Genomic DNA, 18,087 nt, shown 5'->3' with positions numbered 1-18,087 from the left:
GCTAAAAAGCCCACGGCACCTTGATCGCGGGCTCAACAAATCACAGCGGCAAACAAATTTCTGTCTCTTGAGGTGTCCATATCTGGCAACTTCAGGCTATGCGCTGGAAACCCGCAGCGAGATCGGCCTGCAGATCCTCGACGTTTTCCAGCCCGATATGGACGCGAACTAAGGTTCCTGAAAAGTCCACGCCGCCCGCCGGGCGAATCTCAGCCAGCTCCTCCGGCTGATTGGCAAGGATAAGCGATTCGTAGCCTCCCCAGGAATAGGCCATGCTGAAATAACGGAAAGGGTTGAGGTAATGCTGCAGCTGCTCATCGTTTAAGCGTTTTTTCAGGATGAAAGAGAACAGTCCGCTGCTGCCTGTAAAGTCACGTTTCCAGAATTCATGGCCTTTGCTGCCCGGAAGCGCCGGGTGGTTAACACGTTCAACTAGCGGGTGCCCGGCCAGCCATTCGGCAAGTTTTAAACTGCTTTCATGATGCTGACGTAAACGCACGCCCAGCGTGCGCAGCCCCCGGCTGGTCATATAAGCGGTGTCGGCGTCGAGCATCTGGCCCATCAGATAGGAGTTCTCGCGCAGCCGATCCCAGCAGCGGGCATTGGCAACGGCGGTGCCCACCATTGCGTCGGAATGGCCAATCAGATATTTGGTGCCCGCCTGAATGGAGATATCGACGCCAAACTCCAGGGCCTTAAATAATATGCCCGCCGCCCAGGTGTTATCTATCATGATGATAGCCTCGGGCGCGACGCTGCGAACCGCTTTCACGATCGCCGGCACGTCGTGAACCTCCATGGTTACGGAGCCTGGGGATTCAAGGAACACGACTTTGGTGTTGGGCTGCACCAGGTCCGCGATTGCCGCGCCGATGAGGGGATCGAACCAGGTAGTGGTCACCCCAAGCCTTGCGAGGACCTTGGTACAGAAGTCCTGGCTGGGCTCGTAGGCGGTGCCGGTCATCAGCACGTTATCGCCTTGTTCAACAAAGGCCAGAATGGCGTTTGCCACGGCGGCGGCGCCGCAAGGGTAGAGCGCGCAGCCCGCGCCGCCTTCCAGCTCGCACATCGCTTCCTGCAAAGAAAAATGGGTAAGGGTGCCGCGACGCCCATAGAACAACTCGCCCTTCGCCCGGTTCGCTGTAGCCTGCCTTTTGGCTTCCACGGTTTCAAAGACCAAAGATGAAGCGCGCTGAATAACGCTGTTGACCGATCCCTGGGTGAATTTTTTATCGCGACCGGCGTTTACCAGCGCCGTTTCAATGTGCTTCGCTGCCATTTCCTCTTACCCCGTTTAAACGTCTGGATGTCTAAACATAACTTATCACGGTTTACATAAGCTGCCTCATGCCGTTTCTTCAGGTTGACAAAAAAAGCTGAAAATTCGGCGGCCGCGCGGTTTTGCTGCGTAAACGCAAGGAATGCATAGACAATTTCAGGCACTCTGCAAATACTAATGAGAACTACTATCAATTCGATGTCGTTTTGATATTATTACGCCCAGTTTTTGTATTATTTCGCGGTGGAGAGTTAGAGTGACGAATAATTTGATGCAGACGGATCTCTCCGTCTGGGGCATGTATCAGCATGCCGACATCGTGGTAAAGATTGTGATGATCGGCCTGATTCTGGCCTCCGTCGTCACCTGGGCCATCTTCTTTAGCAAAAGCTTTGAGCTGCTCACCCAGAAGCGCCGCCTGAAGCGTGAACAGCAGCAGTTGAGCAACGCCCGCTCTTTGGACGAGGCCAGCGAAATGGCCGCCGCCTTCGGCGCGCGCAGCCTTAGCACCGTATTGATTAACGAAGCCCAAAACGAGCTGGAGCTGTCTGCCGGAAGCGAAGATAACGAAGGCATTAAAGAGCGTACCGGTTTCCGCTTGGAGCGTCGCGTAGCCGCCGTCGGCCGTCATATGGGCCGCGGCAACGGCTATCTGGCCACCATCGGCGCCATCTCGCCGTTTATCGGCCTGTTCGGGACGGTATGGGGCATCATGAACAGCTTTATCGGCATCGCCCAGACGCAAACCACCAACCTTGCGGTTGTCGCGCCCGGCATTGCCGAAGCCCTGCTGGCAACGGCAATAGGCCTGGTTGCGGCTATCCCGGCGGTTGTTATCTACAACATTTTCGCCCGCGTGATCGGCGGCTATAAAGCGTCGCTGGGCGACGTGGCGGCACAGGTGCTGCTGCTGCAAAGCCGCGATCTGGATTTAGAGGCCAGCTCCCAGTCTCGTCCGGTGCGTTCCACTCAGAAACTGCGTGTGAGCTGATAACCCATGGCGATGCATCTTAACGAAAATCTCGACGATAACGGTGAAATGCATGAAATCAACGTTACGCCGTTTATCGACGTAATGCTGGTCTTGCTGATCATCTTTATGGTGGCAGCGCCGCTGGCGACCGTGGACGTGAAGGTGAATCTTCCCGCGTCTTCCAGCCAGCCGCAGCCGCGTCCGGAAAAACCGGTTTATCTTTCCGTTAAGGCCGACAACACCATGTTCGTCGGCAATGACCCGGTGACGAAAGAAAGCATGATCAACGTGCTGACCGCCGCTACCGAAGGCAAGAAGGACACCACCATCTTCTTCCGCGCCGATAAAACGGTAGACTACGAAACGATGATGAACGTAATGGATACGCTGCATCAGGCTGGATATTTAAAAATTGGGCTGGTAGGACAGGAAGTGACTAAAGCTCAGTAATAATATGCAGTAATAAGAGATGGCGTGGTTAAAAACCACGCCATTTTTTTTTAGCCTAAATGTTCCCCGCCGCACACGCCGTGCACTTCCGCGGTAACGTAGCTTGATTCCTGACTTGCCAGATACACATACACCGGCGCAAGCTCCGCCGGCTGGCCCGCGCGTTTCATCGGCGTCTGCTGGCCGAACTGCGGAATTTTTTCCTGCGTCTGGCCGCCGGAAATCTGCAGCGCGGTCCAGATTGGCCCCGGCGCCACAACGTTTACACGAATACCTTTTTCCGCGACCTGCTTAGCCAGCCCGCGGCTGTAGTTCAGGATGGCGGCCTTGGTTGAGGCGTAGTCCAGCAAATGCGGGCTTGGCTGATAGGCCTGGATTGACGAGGTGGTGATAATGCTCGCGCCGGGTTTCAGATGCGGCAGGGCCTCCTGGGTTATCCAGAAGAGAGCAAAAACGTTTACCGCATAAGTTTTCTGGAACTGCTCGCTGGTCAAATCGGCAATCTCTTCCACCGCCGTTTGTTTACCGGCCACCAGCGCCAGGATATCCAGCCCGCCAAGCTCTTTAACGGCCTGCTGCACCAGGGAGCGGGCAAATTTTTCATCGCTCAAATCGCCCGGAATCAGCACCGCTTTACGGCCGGCCTCTTCGATTAAAACTTTCACCTGCTCGGCGTCTTCCTGCTCGGCGGGAAGATAGTTAATCACCACATCGGCACCTTCGCGCGCGTAAGCGATGGCGGCGGCGCGACCAATACCCGAATCGCCACCGGTCACCAGCGCTTTACGATCCTTGAGCCTTCCGCTTCCGACATAGGTGCTTTCGCCGCAGTCGGGAACCGGATCCATCTTCGCCTGAATCCCCGGAGCCGGTTGCTTCTGCTTAGGATACTCGCCGGTATGATACTGGGTGCGCGGATCCTGTATTTTAGACTGGTGATTTGCCATTAGTCGTTCTCCGTTTTGTTTACACATCCTTAAAGCCTGGTTGTTTTTGCTGAAATGTCTAACCCTTCCAGTTTATTCCTGGCGTCGGGCGCCTGCAGGCCCAGGCATACACTTAGCTGACTTAATTCAAATTAAACAAACAGGAAGCAGAGTTTATTTATAAGCCGGTAAAAACTTAACTCCGCGCCAATAAAGCATCTACGCTTTTTCCTGAGACGATAATAAAGTCGCGAAAACACCTCATAACAATAATTGTGGATGACGCAATGGCAACGATGACTCTTTTTCACACAGCGCAAAAGCAAACTGATATAGCCTCTTTCAAACGTATTTATCAGCATGCGGATCTTTTAATGTTCTGGCTGGTATGGGGATTATTTGCCGTGGCAGTGGGCGTGGGATGGCTTTACGAATCCCTGGCGCTGGCGCTGATTGTTGGCGGCATACTTTCTGTAACCTCCAGTTTTATCAGAGTTTTATTTCCGGGGGGGCTTATCACCCGGCTTTTTTACGCCTTTACGCTATTAGGTTTTGCCGCCCTGCTGATTCAATTAGGAGAAGGGGAAACGGAATTTCACTTTTCAGTATTCGTATTATTATCGGCTCTGCTGGCCTATCGCGATTATCGCCCGATATTAATGGGGGCGGCCACCGCGGCGGTACATCATATATTATTTAACTATCTGCAGGAGCAGGATCTGTTGGGCATCATTTGTTTTATGCATACCGGTTTTCATATGGTGGTGTTTCACGCCATCTTCGTTGTCGCCCAGAGCGCGATCCTTATTTATATGGCGGTTCATATGGCTAACGACGCTCGTTCGGCGAGCGAAGTGGCGCGGCTGGCCGCACAGATTAATCGTGAATCCGGCTGCCTGACGCTTGCGGGAAGCGAAAGGGCAAGCCATTCGCCTTTCGGGCAAACCTTCAGCACCACGCTTATGACGATGCGCGACACGCTCGGCAAGGTCAGCGCAGGCGTAGCGCACGTTCTTCGCGCATCGCAAAGCATTATCGAACGCAACGCCGCCCTTTCTAAACGCACGGACGAGCAGGCAACGGCGCTGGCCCGTCGCGGCGAGCGCTATGGAACAGCTCACCGGTGCCGCCTCGCTTACCAGCGAAAAATCTCAGGAAGCGAAGATGCTTGCCGCTCGTGCGAGCGACGTTGCCGCGCGGGGCGGAGAGAGTATCGACGAGGCGACGCATACCATGGAGCAAATCCGGGATGAGTCGCAGCGCATCAGCGATATCCTTGAGCTTATCGACGGCATCGCTTTTCAGACGAATATCCTCTCCCTTAACGCTTCCGTGGAGGCGGCTCGGGCGGGCGTGCACGGCAAAGGTTTTGCGGTCGTCGCCTCTGAGGTCCGCACGCTGGCGATGCGCTGTGAAAATGCGGCGAAGGATATTCGCCAGCTGATTGCGGTCTCCGTGGAGTGCACGCGCAACGGCTCGCTGCAGGTTGAACATGCCGGCAAGACGATGAAGCAGGTCATCGCCTCCATCAGCGCGCTGTCAAACCTGGTGGAGGAGCTGTCCGAAATGAGCGGCCAGCAAAGCGCCAATATCAGGCAGCTAAACGAGAGCGTCGCCCGCATCGATGATAGCGTGCATGAGAATGTGGAGCACGTGGCCCAGACGGTGCGGGCTGCACAGGAGCAGCAGCGGCAGGCTGACGAGCTGCAGCAGGCGATCTCGGTCTTCCGTCTGGCCTGATAGCTGGGTAAAACGTTTACTGCGCTGGCAAAATTCCCTTATGTTAAACGCGGCAACGTTGGCTGGCAGAGGGAAGATAAATGAAAACCGCACGGCATGAGGAGTTGGTTCAGCTCCTCGAACAGTACGAAAATCTGACCACCCAGCAGCTGGCGCGCCTGCTGGAGGTCAGCCTTGAAACGGTACGACGCGATCTGGACTGTCTGCAAAAGCAGGGGAAGATTATCCGTCAGCACGGCAGGGCCAGGCATATCAGCCGCGGCACCGGCGACAGCGGCGACCCGTTTATCGAACGTCAGAAAAGCCATTTGCACAGTAAGGCTACAATCGCCCGTCGCGCGCTGGAATGGGTGAGCGAAGGCATGGTGATTGCCCTGGACGCCAGCTCAACCTGCTGGTATCTGGCCCGCCTGCTGCCGGATATTCCCCTTACCGTCTTTACCAATAGCGAGCGTATTTGCCAGCTTCTGGCGAAGCGCGAACAGATTCAGCTCATCAGCACCGGCGGCATGCTGCAGCGCAAATACGCCTGTTACGTTAATGCTCCGCTGGCCCGCGCTGCTCAAAAATATCGAGATTGATTTGTTCGCCTTTTCCTGCGAAGGGGTAGATGTCAACGGCACGCTATGGGATACGCGAAGCTGGAATGCGGAATATAAAACGACGCTGCTGCGTCGCGCCGCCCAGTCTTTGCTGCTGATAGACAAAAGCAAACTGGAACGGGCAGGCGAGGTCAGAATCGGCGGCGTGGATGAGGTGACGGAAATTATCAGCGATTGGGTCTTGCAGGGCGGATGAATGGCTCATCCGCTCTTGCTGGCTATAAATTCGGCGTCCTGTAAGTGCCTTCAATCAGCCCGCGCGTGATGGATAAAGTCTGCGCTTCGCGAGTTTTAATCTGCTGATAATGGGCCTCCAGCCGCGATATTATTACCTGCTTTAACTGCGGTTGGCTGTTGATAATTTCACTTAATACCGCGCCGTAAACCTCTTCTTTAAATCTCAGCGGAAAGATCTCACGGCGGTTTTTCCACTTAAGATCGACCAGCGCGGAGGTGATATCGGTAACGTCCTGGGTATACTGGGCGATATTTTCATTTTTCAACATTATCAGCGCATTGATATTTTGATTTAAGGTAAATTCAAAGTCATCTGCGCTGGCGGCGTTCTTTTCTAATAACGGGGATTGGTTTGTTTGTGACATAGCCATTACTCCTCAAAAGCATAAAATAACGGCCAGTTTTTTTGTTGGGTAAGCTGGTTTAGCCAAATCTGTTCTTCTTTTAGCCGTATTTCTGACGTTTTGTCTTCCACCAGCATCTGTAAATCCGCGGGGTTGAGCTTCTCTTGTTCGCACAGCTCGTTGATTACCGCGACCAGGGTTTCAATTTTTGTCGCGCAAAGCAGGCGCTCTTTAATATGCCTGTCCGTTTCTTCCAGTAGCGTGTTTTTGGCAACTCCGGCATAATAGTTGCCGCTAAGAATGGTTTTTTCCAGCGTTGAAAACGCCTGCTGAACAGGGGCGTTCATTTCGCTATTTCTTGCGCTATCGCCGTCGTCTTCCACGGTAAAATTCTGAAAGCGCCACGGCATGAAACTGTTGGGCAACATTGAGCTATGTCCTTTGATATCAATAGGCTGCTGGCGGGCGGTAGGTCAATATTATGATGCCTCAATTTCAAAATAAAAAAAACAGGAGTTTCGGATGCACAGCGTTTTTTATTTCATTGCCACCCTGGCGATGCTCGCAGGCGTCGTGGCGTTGTTAATGAAAGAAATGGCCGGTGAGCAGGAAAACGCGGCGTCGAAGAAATTAAAAGAGGCTCCCGCCAGCAGCGCTGAAGAGCGTGAGGACTATTTCTCCATGCTGATGATCAAAATTACTCCGGATTACTTCTGGCGGGTAAGCAGCGAATATATTGATTTTACCCACGCCACCATAAAAAGAATGCGCATTGACGAGCTGACCACCTGCCCTGAATTATTTAATGCGCAGCGTCGCTGCAGCGACCTGAATTCGGCGGTCTATAAGTATTACGACAATATCAAAAAACGCTGTGCTGAAGGAGAGCAGGTTTCGCTCGCGGATATAGAAGTACTCAATTTACGCCAGTGTTTTAATGAGCTAAGCCACGAGGCCTATCCCCGGCTGGTGGCGCTGGTCTGGCCGCAATACCAGCGCCCTGCTGTTGATTTGGCCGACGTATAGGCAACAGGCGGGCAAGCCGTTGCCCGCCGTCAGGCTATTTATCCGAAGAGGGCCTGCCACAGGTTTAGCTCGCCGTCAGCCACGTATTTGTCGATATTGCTGAGCTCTTCGGCGCTAAACCGCAGGTTTTCCAGCGCCTTCACGTTTTCTTCCAGCTGTTCCGGACGGCTTGCGCCTATCAGTACCGAGGTTACCCTTTCATCTTTCAGCAGCCAGCTTAAGGCCATCTGCGCCATGGTCTGTCCGCGCCGTTGCGCCATTTCATTGAGTAACCGCAGGCTGTTAAGGTTTGCTTCGGAAAGCATATTCTCCGTCAGCCCGCGCGCTTTTTTCCCTTCGACCTGCATGCGCGACCCTTCGGGAATGCCGTTAAGGTATTTCCCGGTCAACAGGCCCTGGGCCAGCGGCGTAAAGGCAATGCAGCCGATGCCGTTTTGCTCAAGGGTATTCAGCAGGCCGCTTTTATCAACCCAGCGGTTTAACAGGTTATAAGAGGGCTGATGAATAAGCAGGGGGATTTTCCACTCGCGCAGCATGCTGGCCATTTGCTCGGTGCGTTGCGGCGAATAGGAAGAAATACCGACATATAAGGCCTTACCGCTTTGTACGGCCTGGGCCAGCGCCGAAGCGGTTTCTTCCATCGGCGTATTTTCGTCAACCCTGTGCGAATAGAAAATATCGACATAGTCGAGGCCCATGCGCTGCAGGCTTTGATCAAGGCTTGCCAGCAGGTATTTACGCGAGCCGCCGGAGCCGTACGGGCCCGGCCACATATCATAGCCAGCTTTGGTAGAGATAATGAGCTCATCGCGATAAGGGGCGAAATCCTGGCGCAGCAGGCGGCCAAAATTTTCTTCGGCCGAACCGGGAGGAGGCCCGTAGTTATTGGCTAAATCAAAATGAGTGATGCCTGCATCAAAAGCTTTTTGCAGCAGCGCGCGCTGTGATTCCAGATTGTTAATATGACCAAAACTGTGCCACAGACCGAGAGAAAGGGCGGGCAGCTTCAGCCCGCTTTGGCCGCAGCGACGATACTGCATGGATTCATAACGGGAGGGGGAAGCCTGGTAAGGCATGATATCTCCTTAGCGGATGGGGTAATTTGAAACATTGTTCCACTTTACTCCGTTCGTCCGGGCAACCCCAGGCTAAGAGTCTGAATGGTGGAGATGGATCACACAGTATGGAAAAAGCGCCCCTGCATAAACTTGTTCGTCCCGGCCTGCGCCAGCCGCTATTTTTATAGTCAAAATGACAAAATACGGTCTATTTGACAGCCAGCATCAATGTCAGAATGACCAGAGATAAAGCTGGCTTCAGGCTAATTTCTATTAAATACAGCGGCATAGATTTATGGCACACGCATTGCAGTACTTTCTCCATCTACCTTTACTACTGGAGAACACCATGGCACATCGCATCCCGGCGGATTACAAACATACTCGCTCCACGCCTTTCTGGAATAAAGACTCGGTACCAAAAGCTCTGCTTACCCATCACAATACGAAGAAGGATGTCTACGGGCGGCTGTCGGTCATGGCGGGGGCCGTAAAATATATCGGTTTTCGCAACGAACACGACACCACCCCGGAAATTGAAGTGATCATTGAAGAAGGGCCGCTTTGGCGTTAGCCCGCCGCAGTACTGGCACCGTATCGAGTTACTCACCGACGACACTTACTTTAATATCGATTTCTTTGCCGCGCCCGATGCGGAATTAGAGGGAAAAGGGTTCGGCCAGGTAGTCAATACCTCGAAAAAATAGCGTGAAATGAAGTGCGATAAACGTCGGAAAGAATCAATGCTGATCCTCTGGTGATTTAGCCAGGTCCGCTGCGGCGGGCGGAAACAGCGAGTTTATGGCATCGCTATATAACGGCAGGCAATCATGATGATTGCCTGCCGTTATGATGGGCGGGCGCCGGGCCGGAATCTAATTGTGCATAATTACCGCCAGAAATAGCGTCTTTTTTGATTGCAAATGCGCCGATTTAAAACAATAGATTATTCTGTTTTATCGAAAAGTTGCGCTAAAACATTGATCGTATTTTGGGTTAATGTGATATTTTTTCCGCAATAACGCCCATCCGCAATACGTATCGGCGATAAGAAACATAAACTGGATAGCGTGTATTGCGCCGCGGGGAATTAATACCGCGCGTATACACCGCGTAAAAGGAAAATTATGCAAAAATTAGCAATCGTTACGGCGCTAGGCCTCTTGCTGACGGGAGGATGCGCGCAAGAGACCCCGAAAAAAACGGTAATACGCGAACCGGCAGTCGTTTCTCAGCCCGCAGCCCCTGCGGCCCAGAGCCAGACGACAGGCGGCAGCCGGGCAACGCGGATGCAGGAGTGCCGTAAAGAGCTGGAAGCCATGCAGGTCTACAGTAAGGCTTCCTATAACAAGTACATGCAGGAAGTGCAGAAATTAACCGCCGCTATCAATAAATATCGCCAGGTCGAGCCGTCAATTAGCCCCGAGATTAATAATATCGTACTGCCGCAGACGGAATTTCAGATGCGCGAGCTTTGCTTCCGGATTAAAAGCCACCTGATGGAATTAATGGTTAAGTCATCCTAGGCCCATAGCGCATTGACCATTCCTGGCGATACTGCATCTTCCGGGCTTTTGTCGATGAGATATTTCTTTATTGTTTTCGGGGATTTTTGAGTGGTTAAACCCCGATTCTCCGTAACGGACATTCAGCTTTTACACAAAGCGCTAAAAAATGCCGGCGTTTGCGCGCCGGCATTTTTATGCCGATTACCAGCGGTAGTTCCACAGAACGTGAGCTGAGTAAGCGTTATAGCTTTTTTCACCCCATTCGCCGTTCAGGCGCAATGAAACGGTGGAGGCTGGATTCATTCGACCGCTGATGCCGACTTCGAGCTGGCCGCGGTTATCCGGAATGTTATTGCTGACCTTTTCGTCATTAAACAGCAAATCGTTTGAACCGCTTCCGGTCAGCCAGTTTGCCGCCACCCACGGCTGCCAGGCTTCTGGCGCATTGATTTCGATATTGCTGGCTTTAAGGCCAAGGCGTCCCAGCACGCTGCCGTTATCAACCGTGTTAATGCGCGAACCGTTGGCTTCGGTATGGCTATCCTGATTCAGATAGCTATAAATAACCTGCGCCTGAGGCTCCAGCTTCCAGCCGCGCCCGGAACGGGAATCCAACAGCCACGCATGGCCAGCCTCCACAGACGCAGCGTAACCGCGGCTGTTATATTTCTCCTGCGGCATTAGGCTGCTGTTCACCGTATTTTTAAAGGTGTTCCAGGCAAGCCAGCTATCAACATAGGCGCCGGTGCGGTTAGTCGTATCTTCCTGCCAGGTTGCATATACCCCGACGTTGAATCCCTGGACTTCGCCGCTTGCGGTACGGCGGTTATTGTGAACGGAAATTCTGCTGTCCGTATTGCCGGCGCCCAGCATGAAACCGCCATTCATTATGCCTTTGCCCAACGGCCTGGCGAAAATATCGTGGCCCAGCTGCACAACCGTCATGTTTGATTTATTGCTGATGGCTCCGTCGGCCGCTTTGTTTTCGCCGTAGCGCGCGTTCACATACATCCAGGTATTGAGGTTATCCTCGTTACGTATAACCAGCTGGTCGCGATCTTCGCGTTTATGCTGGAACATATTTTGCGCCGCGGCATAGTTGGCAAGCCAGGCGCCAACGCCGGGATGGTAAAGATTTGGACGCGGAGAGGCGCCGCCGTTAGAGGTATCGTCGTTGCCGGCGGAATCATCGTTATCGCCGGCCGGGGCATCGTTATCGTCGACAGGGGCGCTGTCGCCGCCGGCAGGAGTATCGTTACCGCCGGCAGAAGCGTCGTTATCGTCGGCAGGGGGAGCTTTATCCTCAGGCGCAGGATCGACCGCTGGCGGCACAGAAAGGGATTCCAGATACCAGTGACCATCGGCATGCTGAAGCAGATTATATTCCCAGGCGCCGGCGACGGCCGGTGACGCGAGGGCGAATTTAGCGTCTGAAGTTCCGGCGACAGAGATAACTTTCATCCCGTTAACCGTCTGCGCGCCAAGGGCCGCCGATGTTGTTGACCTTAACTGCCGATTCTCCAAGCGAGCTTCCCTTAATCACCAGCCGGTCCGTAGGGGAGGCGTCGTCCGCCAGCACGCTGTTCATGATAATCTGGCTGCCGCCGTGGCCGGTATAATCGCCGTTAACGGTAAAAATATTGCCCGCCTCCTGCTGCAGGCTGGAAATCTGCAGGCTGCCGCTGTTAACCAGGTTGCCATTGATAGTGTTAGCCGCAGCGGCAGAGGTGGCGGTCGTCCCTTCCACCGCATTCCAGGAGGCGAGGGTGCCGCCTTTGGCAACATTGACGTTGCCTGAAACTTCGCCCGCGCTGGCAAAAATAGCGCCCGAATTCACCGCGATAGCTGCGCTCGCAAGGGCTGCGCCTTCAGCGAGCAGTGTGGTGCCCCGATTCAGGGTGGTATTACCGCTATAGGTATTCATTCCGCCAAGTAACAGCCGGCGATCGTCATTTTTAACGACCTCGCCGCCGCCGCTGATGACGTTATCAAACCGCGAGTCGTCAGCCTGGTCAAAAATAAATATGCCGTTATTGATTAGGCTACCTGTGAGCGTACCGGTTTTATCGCCGTTGCCGAGCTGAAATGCGGCGCCTTGCTTGATAAGCGTATTACCTTTGTTCGCCACATCGCCCGCCAGCGTTAATTTACCGCTGTTAGCTATGATGCTGTCGCCGCTGCCAATAACGTCGATATTGCCAGTCAGCTCCCAGTCGCTGCCGTCCATTGTCAATGAGGCAAAGCCCTCGCCGGCGTTGCGGCCAATAAAATTACTGTCCTCGCTGCCCGCTTCCTTTAATAAAAGGGCGTTACTGGTAGAGTTTGAAGAAATAACGTCGCCTTTAATATCCGAGTTTGTTGTCAGGGTGACGGTATTTCTTTTAGCGCTGGCTAACTCAATTGCAGTTGAGCCTCCGCCATCAATTATTCCACCGTTGGTCAGGTCGACTTTCGCGTTGCCGTCAACGAGAATTGCGCTCTTTGCCTGGCCTGACAATAATCCTGTGTTGTTGATGGTTGAGTTGCCGTCATGCATCGCGATGGCCGAGCCGTTAACGCCGGCGATTTTTCCGCTGTTGTTAAGCTGAACGGACACTTTGGTATCAATAGCCGTATCCGCTGTGATAGTCGCGTCGGCGGCATTGAAGATCTTAAGCGGGGAAACATTTTCCCCGATTTTAATGGCGAAATTTTTACCCGCGACGGCGCCGGCGTTATTAATGGATCCCGCCATTGACTCTACGGAAATTGCGGTGCTATTGAGCGAGGAGATAGTGCCCGTTTGTTGGTTATTGATAACCACATCGGGAGAGAGCGTATTAATCAAAAGACCGCTGCCGGTGTTGCCCGCAATGGTTCCAACGTTCGCGACTGACTCGATTATACTGTTATTAATTGTTACCGCCGGGCTGCTGCTGGCGGATTTGATAACTACGCCGGCTTCTATTGTATATTCCCGATCGGTATTGAATATCTGTGGCGTATCCGTCGACTGGCTAATTACCGCCGCGCTGGCTAATAACGGTACGAGAGCGGTAGCGACCAGAGAACATTTAAGCAGTAGCTTAGTGCTATTATTATAGGTAAACGAGATGCTGTCCAAAGCTGTTTCTTCCAGATGTATTAGAGGTGGTGATATTAAATCGGTATTTTTTTTAATGTAAACTATTTTTTCAGTGAATGCGTGGCGGTTAAATATATTTCTTATTGATTTTATGGGCGATATTTCAGCTATATTGCTATTTTCTTGTAGGTACAATCTGAAAATACGCTCTTTTTCTATAAATTTTCTCGGGCGTCGCGGGGTTATTTAAGAGATATGTCTCGGTTAAATAAGCGTATCAGGTTGTCATCGTCATAATTAGCAGGGTTACAGATATAAATAAGTGATGGCTTTTTATTTTGATATTTGTTCTGTTTATGGCTTGGGCGTTAGCAGCTAATAAAGCTGAGCGCGCATTTAAAATTAAAAGGCCAGGCGGTAGTCGGCAAGATTATATCGGCAAAATATTTTACATAAGAATTTTCGAGTATCCATGACGTTACGGGCAGGACGCAGAAAGCGACCGGTTATTTTGCATCCCGACCCGGAAAGCCCGCTCCGCTATGCAAGCGAAACCGGAAGCTCCAGGTCGGGTAGCTGAAGGAAAAGCCGCTATCGCGGGCTTACAGCGAAACCGCTACTGCAAACATCTATTGCTGGACAGGCAAGGAAAAGCCGGCTTTCGTGGCTTTTAGCTTGAAGAACTGCACCATCTCCTGCAGCAGCTGTGCCTGCTCCTGCATTGACGCGGCGGCAAACGTGGAATTTTCTACCAGGGTTGCGTTTCGCTGGGTGGCCATATCTATCTGCCCCATAGCTTCATTGAGCTGCATAATGCCGTCGCTTTGTTCACGCGTGGCCACCGCGATCCCGTCCATCAGCTGCAGCATGCTTTCTACTTTGTTAATGATATCGCCCATGCCGGAGTGAACGCGGGTCACCAGAGCCCGGCCGCTGGAGATCTGATCGACTGAGTTAACGATCAATTCCTTGATTTCCTTCGCCGCGGAGGCAGAGCGCTGCGCAAGCCCCCTGACTTCGGTTGCCACTACCGCGAATCCTCTTCCCTGTTCGCCGGCGCGGGCCGCTTCGACGGCGGCGTTTAAGGCCAGGATATTCGTCTGGGAAGCGATGCCTTCAATCACGCCAATAATGTTCGCCATTTTTTCCGAAGAGGCATAAATCGAATCCATGCGGGAAGTGGGCCTCCGACATCAGATCGCCATTTCGGCGAACAATGCCGCCGGACTCGGACATAAAGGTGTGCATCCTGGCCGTATGTTCAGCCGTTCCTTCAATGGTCGACGACAGCTCTTCCAGGGTCGCTGCGGTCTGCCTGACGCTTGCCGCCTGCACGTCGGTTTTATCCGCCAGGTCCTGGTTGCCGTTGAGGATTTCAGAAGACGCCTGCGCAATAGATTGCGCGCCGTTACCCATTTTTTCGGTCACCGTATGCAGGCTTGCGGTCATATCGCGCAGCGCCTCTTTAAGCTGTCCCAGCTGGTCTTTGGAATCGATAGCGATATCAACCGTCAGGTTGCCCGACGCCACTTCCTGGGCGATGCTTACCGCCGAGCTTAAAGGTACGGTAATGCTGCGGGCAATCAGGCTTGCTATCAGGTATCCGGCAAGCACGGCGCTGACGCTGCAAATGAGCAGCATCAATTTCCCGGAGTTTTCTGCCGCCACGATACGGACATACGAGTCATCGATCAGCTTTTGCTGATAGAGCGAAAGCTCCGTAACGGCCTGGCTGTATTTTTGCGTCAGGGGCACCCACTCTTCGTCAATAAAACGATCCATTTCCTTTTCGGAAACCGTTGTGCTCATCTTGAATCCTTTTTCACGTAGCATATGGTATTCAGCCTGAACGGTAGCGACATTCCGCAAAAGCTTTTCGCCGTGCTCGGTGTGGATATTATTGCGAAGGTACTGCTGGATATCTTCTGCCCGTTTAACATCCTTGCTGAAGGATTCGATGATGGTGGAGCGGGTTTCCGGCGAGGTGGTTAACATCCCGGCCATCGTTCTGGCGCTGTTGCCGCTGACGATAGCCGCGTATTCTTCCGCCAGCCTTTCCTTAACTAAAAGCTGCTTAACCATAATATCAGCCTGGATGCTGACGTCGTTTAGCCGCAGAAAGCCCATTGCCGCCATAAAAATAACCATTAATAAAACAAATGAAAAACCCAAAGTAAGGCGCACGCGCACGCTTAAATCTTTAAACCGCATTTTTTTCTTTCCTACTGTTATGGACGAACGCTTTAGTTAAAAAGCCATGATGTATTTATCGAAGATTAGCTTAATAACTAAAATTGCATTTTTAATTGTCAATAAAGCGGAAAGTATGCTAGCCGTGGGGCGCAGGAACGGGCAGGCCAGGCTTTTTGTTAAAGAGGGTGCTATTTTTGCACAAAAGGCAACCACCGGTAGAAACAAAAAATCAACAGATGGTTAAGGCGGTTAATAAAGCCTGCCGTTTGTAAACCTGGCAAATTTATATATCCATAAGTAACTTTTATGGTATCTAAATAAGCGCTCAAAAAGTAACTGTATATTTTATATTTTTTGAGCAATCACGTAGGGCGACGAAAATGTAAAACTGGCTTGACGGAAATGAAAGCGCCCGGCCATTTTAAGCGGGCCTGTTGGCCTGGAAGCCCCGTCCTGCAAGGGTTGGTAAGAAGACGTGGCCGCGAAAAGCATAAATTTGTTCCCCGCTTAAGTTTTTTTTCTTTTTACCGATTCATTAACTGTCCCGCTTTTTTGCAGCCTATAAAGGTAGCCAGATTAGATATGCCTAAGCTCTCAATACGTAACATTTTGATCGCTATTAATGTTGTTTTTTTGTTTCTGTTTGTTGTCTTTTCAGTTTTCTCATTCCTGTCGATAAGCAAAGTGTCTGAGAATTATGACGGATTAATCAAAGGTTTTTATCAATATAAAACGCTTTCGGATACCGCTTCAGTTTTAAAAGAAATTAAAATTTCTCCCAGCGCCGATGTTAATGCGTTGAGCCTCGAGGCGGAAAGCCATTTCAATGAGTTCCTGAAACATGCGCCGGTTAAAACAGAGTCCGGCGTAAAAATGACGCAAGATTTAAAAAATGCCCTTGCAAAGGAAATTAACAGCTTAAAACAGGGCGGCGCTCAGGTCGCCGACGCCAGTGAATTCGATGATTTGGCTAATGATTTCAACGGATTAATTATGAAGTATGACGTCAATGGCGGCGCCGACTTTATCGTTGAATTCAGCCGAAAAAATAATTTTTACATGATCCTGTTATCTTTTTTATTCGTCGGGCTGATCTTCGCCTCTCATATTATCGTCAGGAAGCTGGTCACCAACAGAATCAGCGAGGTTAATCATCTGTCGCGCATGATCGCCGACGGCGATTTAACCGGCGATATCGCGGTAGGCAGAAAAGATGAGATTGGCGGTCTGTTCCTTAACATCAGAGAAATGCAGCAATTTCTCAAGGATATTATTTCCTCGGTAAAAAACGACGTGCGGCTTATCGATGACAGCTCGTCCGCGATTGCGGAAGGCAATCTGGATCTCTCTTCAAGAACGCAGCAGCAGGGCCAGCTCCCTTCAGGAAACCGCCGCCAGCATGGAGGAGATCAAAACCACGGTGGCGAACAACTCCCAGAACGCGCATTCGGCAAACCAGCTGGCCCAGCACGCCAAAACTACGGTAGCTAAAGGCACCGAAGTGATGAACGGCGCCGTCTCCACGATGGGCGATATTGAAAAATACGCCCACCAGATATCAGAAATCAGCGCCGTCATTAACAGCATTGCCAACCAGACGAATATCCTGGCGCTGAACGCGGCCGTTGAGGCAGCACGCGCGGGCGAGCAGGGGCGCGGTTTCGCGGTTGTTGCCTCTGAGGTGCGCAACCTTGCCATCCGCAGCGGCAACGCCGCGCAGGAAATCAACGACCTGATCAACAACGCGGTTAAAAGCGTAGCCCAGGGCACGGAACAGGTTTCCCACGCCGGCGAGGCAATGGAGGACATTTTCTCTTCCGTTTCCCGCGTCAGCGAAATCATGGAGGAAATCACCGTCGCTTCGGATGAGCAGAACCTCGGCATTAACCAGATTGCCGCTGCGGTCAACCAGATGGATGCCGTTACCCTGCAAAATGCTTCACTGGTGGACGCCTCTGCGCAGAGCACCAGAAACCTGAACGCTCTGGCGAAGAACCTTTCCGGTACGATGTCCAGATTTCGCCTGGCAATGAACACAATGGCGGGCGCCGCTGGCGATAAAAAAGCCGGCGCCTGATTGTTGAGCCACGCCTTCGTTGCAGCTTTGCAAAGCGCTTACGCTTGCCGCGCAGGAGAAGCCTCATGGATGAGGCAAGTAACCGCTTTTTTCTGAAAAAAGGTTTGAGGAAGAGTCCGTGTCCCGGAAAGCAAAAAACCAGCCCGTAGGCTGGTTTTTCTGGAATAAGTGGTGCCCGGACTCGGAATCGAACCAAGGACACGGGGATTTTCAATCCCCTGCTCTACCGACTGAGCTATCCGGGCAACGGGGCGCATTAAACCGTAAAGCCTTTTCTTCGTCAACGATTTTGTAGGACAGCGTCGTGCGTTTGCATGAATAATGTGCGCTAAGTTGGATCTCCGTAACGCCGCGCTTCTTGAACCCTGCGAAAGAAGGTGCCATGATTGCGCGAAATTTTACGCATTCAACGGGGCGCTAATTGATGTTCACAGTCAATGTTCACCGACATCGCTCGATGGCGCTCGCCCACCTGTCCACGCTCTCCCGAACACCTTCGCCCGCTATGCGGTGAGGGCTGCGCACGCTCGCTGCAGGACAACAGTAAAATCAGGTAACGCAGCCTGGTTTTACTGATGTCTGGCGGTCGGAGTGGTTACCTTCTTCAGAC

At 52.2% G+C, this 18,087-nt stretch carries 16 protein-coding genes, 1 tRNA gene and 3 pseudogenes; 10 read left to right on the top strand and 10 right to left on the bottom strand.

Annotated features, from left to right (window positions below):
* Positions 1 to 91: 91 nt before the first annotated feature.
* Positions 92 to 1,279: a cystathionine beta-lyase gene (metC, locus tag WLO32_RS17275; protein ID WP_435946240.1), complete on the bottom strand. Its 1,188-nt coding sequence runs from the start codon at positions 1,277 to 1,279 to the stop codon at positions 92 to 94.
* Between the two features lie 256 nt (positions 1,280 to 1,535).
* Between metC and exbB the strand changes: the two genes are divergently transcribed.
* Both exbB and exbD read left to right on the top strand, forming a co-directional pair.
* A complete protein-coding gene (exbB, locus tag WLO32_RS17270) occupies positions 1,536 to 2,270 on the top strand; it encodes a tol-pal system-associated acyl-CoA thioesterase (protein WP_435946239.1) in 735 nt (244 codons plus the stop codon).
* 6 nt (positions 2,271 to 2,276) lie between these two features.
* The gene (exbD, locus tag WLO32_RS17265; RefSeq protein ID WP_435946238.1) at positions 2,277 to 2,702 is read left to right on the top strand and encodes a TonB system transport protein ExbD; all 426 of its coding nucleotides are present in this window, start codon (positions 2,277 to 2,279) and stop codon (positions 2,700 to 2,702) included.
* A 50-nt stretch (positions 2,703 to 2,752) separates the two neighbouring features.
* Here the strand turns inward: exbD and WLO32_RS17260 are convergent, their stop codons facing one another.
* Positions 2,753 to 3,649: an SDR family oxidoreductase gene (locus tag WLO32_RS17260; RefSeq protein ID WP_435946237.1), complete on the bottom strand. Its 897-nt coding sequence runs from the start codon at positions 3,647 to 3,649 to the stop codon at positions 2,753 to 2,755.
* A gap of 266 nt (positions 3,650 to 3,915) precedes the next feature.
* Here WLO32_RS17260 and WLO32_RS17255 point away from each other — a divergent pair, with 266 nt between their 5' ends.
* The 3 genes and pseudogenes from WLO32_RS17255 to fucR all read left to right on the top strand — a co-directional run bounded on the left by WLO32_RS17255 (position 3,916) and on the right by fucR (position 6,166).
* Positions 3,916 to 4,881, top strand: coding sequence for a hypothetical protein (locus WLO32_RS17255; RefSeq protein ID WP_435946236.1), 966 nt, complete (start codon positions 3,916 to 3,918; stop codon positions 4,879 to 4,881).
* A complete protein-coding gene (locus WLO32_RS17250) occupies positions 4,793 to 5,368 on the top strand; it encodes a methyl-accepting chemotaxis protein (RefSeq protein WP_435946235.1) in 576 nt (191 codons plus the stop codon). Before WLO32_RS17255 ends, WLO32_RS17250 begins: the two co-directional genes overlap by 89 nt.
* Before the next feature lie 80 nt (positions 5,369 to 5,448).
* Positions 5,449 to 6,166, top strand: a pseudogene (gene fucR / locus WLO32_RS17245) (L-fucose operon activator).
* 22 nt (positions 6,167 to 6,188) lie between these two features.
* Here the strand turns inward: fucR and WLO32_RS17240 are convergent.
* Positions 6,189 to 6,572, bottom strand: coding sequence for a cytoplasmic protein (locus WLO32_RS17240; RefSeq protein WP_435946234.1), 384 nt, complete (start codon positions 6,570 to 6,572; stop codon positions 6,189 to 6,191).
* A gap of 5 nt (positions 6,573 to 6,577) precedes the next feature.
* Positions 6,578 to 6,979, bottom strand: coding sequence for a hypothetical protein (locus WLO32_RS17235; protein WP_435946233.1), 402 nt, complete (start codon positions 6,977 to 6,979; stop codon positions 6,578 to 6,580).
* A 94-nt stretch (positions 6,980 to 7,073) separates the two neighbouring features.
* Between WLO32_RS17235 and WLO32_RS17230 the strand changes: the two genes are divergently transcribed.
* Positions 7,074 to 7,577: an ESA_00282 family adhesion-associated protein gene (locus WLO32_RS17230; RefSeq protein WP_435946232.1), complete on the top strand. Its 504-nt coding sequence runs from the start codon at positions 7,074 to 7,076 to the stop codon at positions 7,575 to 7,577.
* A 34-nt stretch (positions 7,578 to 7,611) separates the two neighbouring features.
* Here WLO32_RS17230 and WLO32_RS17225 read toward each other — a convergent pair.
* A pseudogene (locus WLO32_RS17225) lies at positions 7,612 to 8,653 on the bottom strand (aldo/keto reductase).
* A gap of 331 nt (positions 8,654 to 8,984) precedes the next feature.
* Between WLO32_RS17225 and WLO32_RS17220 the strand changes: the two are divergent.
* Positions 8,985 to 9,342 (top strand): annotated as a pseudogene (locus WLO32_RS17220) (DUF1971 domain-containing protein).
* 420 nt (positions 9,343 to 9,762) lie between these two features.
* Positions 9,763 to 10,161, top strand: coding sequence for a hypothetical protein (locus tag WLO32_RS17215; RefSeq protein ID WP_435946231.1), 399 nt, complete (start codon positions 9,763 to 9,765; stop codon positions 10,159 to 10,161).
* A gap of 183 nt (positions 10,162 to 10,344) precedes the next feature.
* On the opposite strand, the gene WLO32_RS17210 is transcribed toward WLO32_RS17215, so the two are convergent.
* The 4 genes from WLO32_RS17210 to WLO32_RS17195 form a co-directional block, all read right to left on the bottom strand.
* Positions 10,345 to 11,604, bottom strand: coding sequence for an autotransporter outer membrane beta-barrel domain-containing protein (locus tag WLO32_RS17210; protein ID WP_435946230.1), 1,260 nt, complete (start codon positions 11,602 to 11,604; stop codon positions 10,345 to 10,347).
* Positions 11,605 to 11,608: 4 nt separating this feature from the next.
* Positions 11,609 to 13,246 (bottom strand): autotransporter outer membrane beta-barrel domain-containing protein, encoded by a 1,638-nt coding sequence (locus WLO32_RS17205; RefSeq protein WP_435946229.1) that lies wholly within the window; start codon positions 13,244 to 13,246, stop codon positions 11,609 to 11,611.
* A 590-nt stretch (positions 13,247 to 13,836) separates the two neighbouring features.
* Positions 13,837 to 14,349 (bottom strand): methyl-accepting chemotaxis protein, encoded by a 513-nt coding sequence (locus tag WLO32_RS17200; protein WP_435946228.1) that lies wholly within the window; start codon positions 14,347 to 14,349, stop codon positions 13,837 to 13,839.
* Complete coding sequence (locus WLO32_RS17195; RefSeq protein WP_435946227.1) at positions 14,324 to 15,418, bottom strand: methyl-accepting chemotaxis protein; 1,095 nt, start codon at positions 15,416 to 15,418, stop codon at positions 14,324 to 14,326. The genes WLO32_RS17200 and WLO32_RS17195 overlap by 26 nt, the downstream gene beginning before the upstream one ends.
* Positions 15,419 to 15,802: 384 nt before the next feature.
* On the opposite strand from WLO32_RS17195, the gene WLO32_RS17190 reads away from it, so the two are divergent.
* On the top strand, positions 15,803 to 16,891 hold the full coding sequence (locus WLO32_RS17190) for a HAMP domain-containing protein (protein ID WP_435946226.1): 1,089 nt from the start codon (positions 15,803 to 15,805) through the stop codon (positions 16,889 to 16,891).
* Entirely contained in the window at positions 16,800 to 17,477 is a 678-nt protein-coding gene (locus WLO32_RS17185; RefSeq protein ID WP_435946225.1) for a methyl-accepting chemotaxis protein, read from the top strand. Before WLO32_RS17190 ends, WLO32_RS17185 begins: the two co-directional genes overlap by 92 nt.
* A 169-nt stretch (positions 17,478 to 17,646) precedes the next feature.
* Here the strand turns inward: WLO32_RS17185 and WLO32_RS17180 are convergent.
* Positions 17,647 to 17,722, bottom strand: a tRNA-Phe gene (locus WLO32_RS17180).
* Positions 17,723 to 18,087 lie beyond the last annotated feature (365 nt).

This window comes from Dryocola mayonis, from assembly GCF_051307045.1.
GTDB lineage: Bacteria > Pseudomonadota > Gammaproteobacteria > Enterobacterales > Enterobacteriaceae > Dryocola.
The sequence above is the reverse complement of the archived record's forward strand: the minus strand, read 5'-3'. Positions and strand labels throughout refer to the sequence as shown.

Coding starts and splice junctions, on each gene's coding strand:
- metC (WP_435946240.1), bottom strand. CDS start 1,279: ATGGCAGCGAAGCACATTGAAACGGCGCTGGTAAACGCCGGTCGCGAT.
- WLO32_RS17240 (WP_435946234.1), bottom strand. CDS start 6,572: ATGTCACAAACAAACCAATCCCCGTTATTAGAAAAGAACGCCGCCAGC.
- exbD (WP_435946238.1), top strand. CDS start 2,277: ATGGCGATGCATCTTAACGAAAATCTCGACGATAACGGTGAAATGCAT.
- WLO32_RS17210 (WP_435946230.1), bottom strand. CDS start 11,604: ATGAAAGTTATCTCTGTCGCCGGAACTTCAGACGCTAAATTCGCCCTC.
- WLO32_RS17190 (WP_435946226.1), top strand. CDS start 15,803: ATGAAAGCGCCCGGCCATTTTAAGCGGGCCTGTTGGCCTGGAAGCCCC.
- WLO32_RS17200 (WP_435946228.1), bottom strand. CDS start 14,349: ATGGCGAACATTATTGGCGTGATTGAAGGCATCGCTTCCCAGACGAAT.
- WLO32_RS17185 (WP_435946225.1), top strand. CDS start 16,800: ATGGAGGAGATCAAAACCACGGTGGCGAACAACTCCCAGAACGCGCAT.
- WLO32_RS17255 (WP_435946236.1), top strand. CDS start 3,916: ATGGCAACGATGACTCTTTTTCACACAGCGCAAAAGCAAACTGATATA.
- WLO32_RS17235 (WP_435946233.1), bottom strand. CDS start 6,979: ATGTTGCCCAACAGTTTCATGCCGTGGCGCTTTCAGAATTTTACCGTG.
- WLO32_RS17250 (WP_435946235.1), top strand. CDS start 4,793: ATGCTTGCCGCTCGTGCGAGCGACGTTGCCGCGCGGGGCGGAGAGAGT.
- WLO32_RS17260 (WP_435946237.1), bottom strand. CDS start 3,649: ATGGCAAATCACCAGTCTAAAATACAGGATCCGCGCACCCAGTATCAT.
- WLO32_RS17230 (WP_435946232.1), top strand. CDS start 7,074: ATGCACAGCGTTTTTTATTTCATTGCCACCCTGGCGATGCTCGCAGGC.
- WLO32_RS17215 (WP_435946231.1), top strand. CDS start 9,763: ATGCAAAAATTAGCAATCGTTACGGCGCTAGGCCTCTTGCTGACGGGA.
- WLO32_RS17195 (WP_435946227.1), bottom strand. CDS start 15,418: ATGCGGTTTAAAGATTTAAGCGTGCGCGTGCGCCTTACTTTGGGTTTT.